Consider the following 7,057-nt stretch of genomic DNA (forward strand, 5'->3'; position numbering starts at 1 on the left):
CCAATTTCAGGCACTTCAATCAGTTCATCGTAAGTTGCAGCAGCGAGTGCATCAATACTCTTAAAGTGTGCAGCTAATTTCTCTGCTACAGTTTTACCAACAAACCTTATCCCCAAGGCAAAAAGCACACTTTCAAACGGAACAGACGATGAGTTTTTGATGCCTTCCAGTAGGTTTTTCGTACTTAAGTCCTTAAAGCCTTCTAACTCAAATATTTGATCATAGGTTAGTTGATACAGATCTGCCGGGCTTGTAACTAGTCCTTTTTGGTAAAGCATATCAATAGTTCTTTCTCCAAGACTATCAATATTCATCGCTTTACGCTGAATAAAATGTTCTATTTTACCTTTGATTTGTGGTGGACAACCTAAAGCATTGGTGCAATAATGAACCGCCTCGCCTTCATATCGAACCAATTCGGTTCCGCATTCTGGACAGTGAGTTATATATTTTAACCGTTCACTGTCAGGTTTCCTTTTAGAAGTATCAACATGAGTTACTTTAGGTATAATCTCACCACCCTTTTCAACAAAAACCATATCTCCAACTCTGATATCCAGACGCTCTATTTCGTTGGCATTATGGAGTGACGCACGTTTTACTGTAGTACCGGCTAATAAAACGGGTTGCAACTCAGCTACAGGTGTTATAGCACCAGTTCTACCTACCTGATAGGTTATATCCTGCAATAAAGTAACTGCAGCCTCAGATTTGTATTTATATGCAATAGCCCACCTAGGACTTTTGGCAGTGAACCCTAACTTATGTTGTTGTTGAATACTATTAACCTTTATTACAATACCATCAGTATCTAATGGTAGCTCAAGCCTTTTTGTTTCCCATTCAGCTATGTATGCCAGCACCTCATTAATATTCTTACACTTTTTGAAAGTAGGAGAGATGTTAAAGTTTAATGACTGTAGCTTAAGAATCGCTTCTTCATGAGTAGCTACTCCAATATCCTCTCCATTCATTGAATACAGGTAACAATCGAGCTTTCGTCTAGCCACCATAGATGAGTCCTGCATCTTTAAGCTGCCTGAGGCGGTATTTCTTGCATTGGCATAAAGCTCCTCACCTTGCTCTTCTCGCTCTTTATTAAGCTTAAGAAACATTTCTTTTGGCAGAAATGCTTCGCCACGAGCCTCAAAGAAGTCTGGGTAATCACCATCTCTTAGCGACAGCGGTACAGTCCTGATAGTTCTCACATTATTAGTGATATCATCTCCTCTTGTGCCATCTCCACGTGTAACTCCTCTTACCAGCTTGCCATTCTCATAAGTAAGGCTAAGGGCTACACCATCGAACTTTAACTCACAGAAGTACTCATACGGCTCATCACCTAGACCTTTAGCAACTCGCTTATCAAACTCTTCAAGGTCTTCCTTAGAATACGTATTTCCCAGAGAGAGCATGGGGTAGCGGTGATTTACAGTTTCAAAATTTTTGGTGATAGTACCTCCAACCCGCTGAGATGGGGAGTCATCTTTTTTAAGTTCAGGAAAAGCCCTTTCAAGTTCGATAAGTCTTTCTAAAAGCTTATCGAACTCAAAATCAGAAATTTCAGAGGTGTCTTTCTGATAATACAAATCATTATAATAATTAATCTTTTGCGAAAGACTTGATATTTCCTTGCTGGCTTCCTCCTGATTCATGAATGTTACTTAGTAGGGTCTGTAAATGGTTTAATTGTAGTAAAGTCAATAACATTATCAGATTTATCTACATCAGCCAATCTGCCTGATGGATCAATCTCAACCTTCGAAATTTCGGAAGAATTCTTATTTAATTCAAAAGTATAAGTAGGGTAGGTCCATGGCCATGCTTCGGCAGTAGTTCTCTGTATCTCCTTGTTTTCTACTGGTTTGGCTCCACGCATAATTCTCAAAGGAATGTAAACCAACTCTTTAGACCCATCCTTATAAGTAACTTCAAGGTCGATAGGCATAATCATTTCACCCTGACGCTCTAGTGTGATATAGGTTTTGTCACCATTGCCAGCAATAGTTTTGATACTATAATCTATCTGGTCCGTGGTGTAAACAAAATCTTCAAGATACCAGTCCAATTGCAGGTCAGATACTTTTTCCATGGCTCTGACCACATTGATAGGTGTTGGGTGTTTAAACTTCCACTCGTTATAATATCTTCTCATACCTTTCATAAAAGTATCAGTACCCAGAATGTAGTTTAGACCAATAAGAAATACAGCGCCTTTTGAGTAAGCATTTCTGCTGTAAGAGCGATTAGTATGATAATGATCTGCATGAGTTGTTAAAGGTTCTTCAGCACCACTTGTTGCCATGCCAACATAGCTTCTGATGGATCCGCCATAAACATCAGCCTCAGATGGATCGTCTGGTAAAAGATGGTTCATGGTAACATTTGAAGCATACGAAGTAAAGCCTTCATCCATCCACTCATTTAGGCTCTCATTATTAGCCAAAACGCCTTGGTACCAACTGTGGACCATTTCATGAACACTCACACCTAAAAGGCTCTTGAAACTTCTGTTGCCAGTAATTAACGTTGCCATAGGGTATTCCATACCTCCATCACCACCTTGAATGAATGAATACTGCTCAAATGGATAAACACCAAATTCCTTATTCATAAATATCATGGCCTTAACCATATAATCTGGCAGCTTAGCCCATGCTTCTTTATTATCAGCAGTTTCCTGATAGAAGAAATGCATCATTGGTCCGTTAGGAACCTGGGCAGTAACGTGCTTGTAATCTGGGTCAGCAGCCCACATAAAATCATGAACCATTGGCGCTTTGAAGTGCCATGTGTGCTTAGCATCCTTCTTGTTTACCTTGCTGTTGTCCTTAGCGTATCCATGGCCAATTTCATTAGCATTTTGTAAATAACCGGTACCACCTACGGTATAGGCAGAGTCAATGCTGATTTTCACATCAAAGCTTGACCAGACACCATGGAATTCTCTGCCTATATATGGATTAGTGTGCCATCCTAAGTAATCATATTCCGCAACTTTAGGATACCACTGAGACATAGAATATCTAATACCTTCTGCATTGTCTCTTCCAGACCTCCTGATTTGGATAGGTACCTGAGCCTCGAATTCCATTTCAAGCGTTGACTTTTTGCCAGGCAGTATAGGTTTGTTAAGAATTACCTCAAGAATAGTACCCTGAACATTATTGGCAACCTTTTTACCATCTTGCTTTAATGACAAGATGTGTTGATAACCAATTTCATCATCTTTTAGCTTCGATATTCTTGATCCAATCTTACTACTTGGGTCAGATATATTTAATGAACGAACATCCATCATACTACCTGGCTGAAATGCATTAAAGTAAAGGTGATAGTAAACCTTTGTTAGCGTATCAGGAGAGTTGTTAATATACACAACTTTCTGCGTGCCTTGTAGTTTATTGGTTGTTACATCCATATCGATAGACATGGTGTATTCAGCACTCTGCTGCCAGTAATTGGTACTTTGCCCAAATGATAGGGTAGAGGCAAAAAATAGTAAGATAGTTAGTCTAATTGTATTCATATAACTGTGTTTAGATTAAAAATTATTATAAGAAATTCATCTACTCAAGACCTTCCAAAGTCTTGTTGATTTCATCTTCGGTTTTTCTGAGTTTATCCTGACAGACCTTAACCAAGTCGGCCGCTGTTTTTACTTTTTCAGAAAGCTCGTCAACTGTTAAATCACCGCTTTCTATCTGCTCGATTATCTTTTCTAACTCAGTAAGAGCCTCGGTATAGTTTAATTTCTTCTTACTCATTGATTTCGGCAATTTTACTTCTAATTGTCATTTTATTTGTTGTAGTCTCTATGATATCTCCAATGTTTAATTCCTGAGCTCCTATGAGCTTGCCATTTTTGCTGGTCATAGTATATCCGCGTTTCAAGATATTTTGAGGGTTTAGATGATCTACAATATTTGCTTTTAGGGTTAACTCCGACTTTAAGGTTGAGAGCTGATGCTTCAAAACAGTTTTTAGATTCGATTTTAGTGAGTTTAGTCTATGATTTTCGTTGGACTGAACCACTCTTCCTGAATTTTTAATCTTTGCAATAATTTGATTAATCAGCTGTCCTTCAAGCTTTAGATTTTGGAGCACCATTTTTGATAGTTGCTCAAAATTCTGTGTTAGCTCAATTTCAAAATCCATGTTTATATCAATGATCCACTCTGCCACGGCAGTTGGCGTTTTTAATGATCTGAAGGAAATCATATCGAGCACAGACTCATCGCGTTCATGACCAATACCAGATAAAATGGGTAATGGAAACTGGCAGCAATGTGCAGCGAGCTCATAATCATCAAAGCAATCTAAATCTATCTGCGAGCCTCCACCTCTTATAAGCACCACTACATCAAATTCAGTGTTTGAATTATGTATAGACAGCAGGGAATTAATGATAGACTCAGGCGCTGCATTGCCCTGCATCACGGACTTGAAGAGTGTAACGTCAAACCTGTATCCATATCTGTTGCTTTCAAGTTGATTTAAAAAATCTTCGTAACCAGCAGCAGAGGGCGAGCTTATAACAGCAATATTCTTTATTACTTTCGGTTCGGCAATAGTTTGGTTGAGATCGAAAACACCATCTTCTTGTAATTTTAGAATTACTTCCTGACGCTTTCTCGCTCTTTCACCTAATGTGAAATTGGCATCAATGTCTTTTATGTTATAGCTAAGGCCATATAGTTCATGAAACTGCACCTTCAGATTACAAAGTATTTTAAGCCCTTGCTGTAGAGATTGTCCTGTCATTTTCTCGAACCACAATGACAGGTTTCTGAAGTTGTTAGCCCAGATTGTAGCTCTGGATTTGGCTATGATATTGTTATCTTCTTTTTCGACCAGTTCGAGATAACAGTGGCCATTTTGATTGACTCTTAATTCACCAATTTCGGCTATTACCCAATAGCTGGCATCAAGGTTGCCATCTAGGGTTTTTTGGATGAGTTTGTTAAGCTGAAAAAGAGAAAGGTGCTCCATGATTGAAGCACCAAATTTATTTAATTCGAGGCACTAAACTTAAAATACCTCTGATAATATATAAGGAAAATGATGAGCGGTGATAAACCCTCTGCTTAGGTATTTAGAATTCTCTAAATGTCTCTAAAAGACCAGCGTTTTTGCCCTTGTATCTAACAACGAGAAGTGGATGATTCATTTTGTCATTCACCATCTTTTCAGCTAAGCTACCAAGGAAAAGTGCAGCCGCAGCCGTTCTTCCTTTCGCTCCGATAATGATAAAGTCTGGATGAATCTCATCAGCCAAATCATAGATATCACTAGCCAGGTTGTCGTTAACATCTTGAGAATATACCTCGGTAATCTTAATATCTCTTCTGTCAATCTTCTTCATGAATTTAGCAAAGTCCTGCTGCGCATTCTTCTTCATGATTTCAGAAAACTCTTCAAAAGTTTTACCAGTGTAATGATAGCCGGCAGGCACATTGTATACGTTTTGACAAACAATTTCAGAATAACCACCAATTCTTACTGAAAAGTCAATAGTCTGGTCTAAGGCTAGTTTCGAATAGCTTGAGAAATCTATTGGAACAAGCATCTTGTCAGCCTTAGGAGTTACATTTTCAGGAACTATTAAAAGGTTGCAGCTGGCTCTTCTTGCAAGGCGCATGGTTGTAATGCCATTGCCATCTAGCGTTTTCTTCTGACCAACAATGATGAGATCAGTACCGCTTTTTTCTGCAATTTTCAGTAGGTCTCCAGCCTGACCTTTTTTAGCACTGATTACTAGTTTAACCTTCTTTTCAGGCTTAAAGTAAGTGTCAATTGATGCTTTTAATTTCTCCTTTCTTTCCTTGAGTGCATTTTCTACAAGCTCAGGAAATTCCTTCTTTACATCTGAAGGTACATTCAGATTTCTGACAATATTTACAAACTCTACTTTCTCTGCAGAAGTGTGATCTACAATAAAAGACGCGTACTTGATTAATGTTTCGTCAAGTGCCGATGTGTCAAGACCTACTAATATGTTCTTAAACGGTTCCATGTTCCCAATTTTGCCGCAAAGGTAATAAGACGTAATAGTATTATAACTATTTAATTCCTAAATATTTAAAGATAATATTACATCGGAAAGCATCTCAATTTGCTCCTTAGAATGCGTAGGAAAATTAGCTATTCTTATTTGGCTGGTTTTAAACTTTCCATACCCTGATCCTATGATTAAACCCTGGGCTGCTGCCTCATTCATAACCCTGGTTGGATCTGTGCAATTGACCACAGCTGTGGTTTTGGATCTGTTCTTTTCGGACTCTACAAAATGACTCAAAAATGAAGACTGATTGACGGTGTGTTGGATGACAGCATGCTTATAATTGGTCTCGATATGTATTTGCTGAACGCCTTTCAAAAGCATGTCTTCTGTTACTTTACTCAGAAGGTACATGTTAAAGACGTTAGGAGTTTCTGGTGTCTGGTTGCTTTTTGCTTTAGACTCCAGTTCAGGTAGGCTATGGTAAGAGCCAATGCTCAACCCTTTGTTTAATAGTTGCTGAGATTTTTCAATGCATCGATCATTGACAATCCACACACCTAAACCAGCAGGAAGACCAAAACACTTTTGTACAGAAAAATAGGCGGTATCGACTAATGAAAAGTCGATTGGCACTCCCGGAGCAATAGAAACAACGTCCAGAGCAATCAGCTGATCTGGAAAGGCATTTCTTATTTTTCGAACATCTTCCATGTCATGCATGACACCAGTACTTGTCTCATTAAAAGTCATGGCTATCAATTCGCTGGTCTCAGGAATCAATACTTTTTCTACATCTACGATCTGCCCTTCATCTACTTTCTTACCTAAACCACTTTTGTTAAGATTATTGACAATAGACTGGAATTTTGATGAAAACGATCCATTTACAAAGTGGAAAGATTCTCTTTCTATCAGGTTTTGCCCAATTCTTTCCCAAATTTCAGTGGCCGAAGCTGTAAAAAAGACATGATATCCCTCAGGCAGATTTAATAATGCTTTGATGTTACTAACACATTGCGAAAAAATAGCCTCAAAAGCTTTGCTTCTGTGAGA

At 38.5% G+C, this 7,057-nt stretch carries 6 protein-coding genes; all 6 read right to left on the minus strand.

The features are described from left to right. The coding region (ligA, locus tag E1140_RS02800; protein WP_155178821.1) for an NAD-dependent DNA ligase LigA at positions 1-1,655 on the minus strand (1,655 nt) is incomplete at its 3' end. 5 nt (positions 1,656-1,660) lie between these two features. Then, entirely contained in the window at positions 1,661-3,529 is a 1,869-nt protein-coding gene (locus E1140_RS02805; protein ID WP_155178823.1) for a M1 family metallopeptidase, read from the minus strand. Between the two features lie 40 nt (positions 3,530-3,569). Beyond that, positions 3,570-3,767: an exodeoxyribonuclease VII small subunit gene (gene xseB / locus E1140_RS02810; protein WP_155178825.1), complete on the minus strand. Its 198-nt coding sequence runs from the start codon at positions 3,765-3,767 to the stop codon at positions 3,570-3,572. Continuing rightward, the gene (gene xseA, locus E1140_RS02815) at positions 3,760-4,992 is read right to left on the minus strand and encodes an exodeoxyribonuclease VII large subunit (RefSeq protein WP_155178827.1); all 1,233 of its coding nucleotides are present in this window, start codon (positions 4,990-4,992) and stop codon (positions 3,760-3,762) included. The genes xseB and xseA overlap by 8 nt, the downstream gene beginning before the upstream one ends. Before the next feature lie 103 nt (positions 4,993-5,095). Beyond that, on the minus strand, positions 5,096-6,016 hold the full coding sequence (locus E1140_RS02820; RefSeq protein WP_155178829.1) for a universal stress protein: 921 nt from the start codon (positions 6,014-6,016) through the stop codon (positions 5,096-5,098). Positions 6,017-6,073: 57 nt separating this feature from the next. Then, positions 6,074-7,057: aminotransferase class V-fold PLP-dependent enzyme (locus tag E1140_RS02825; RefSeq protein WP_155178831.1), on the minus strand; the 984-nt coding region annotated here is incomplete at its 5' end.

It is taken from the genome of Fulvivirga lutimaris (assembly GCF_009711525.1).
Lineage (GTDB): Bacteria > Bacteroidota > Bacteroidia > Cytophagales > Cyclobacteriaceae > Fulvivirga > Fulvivirga lutimaris.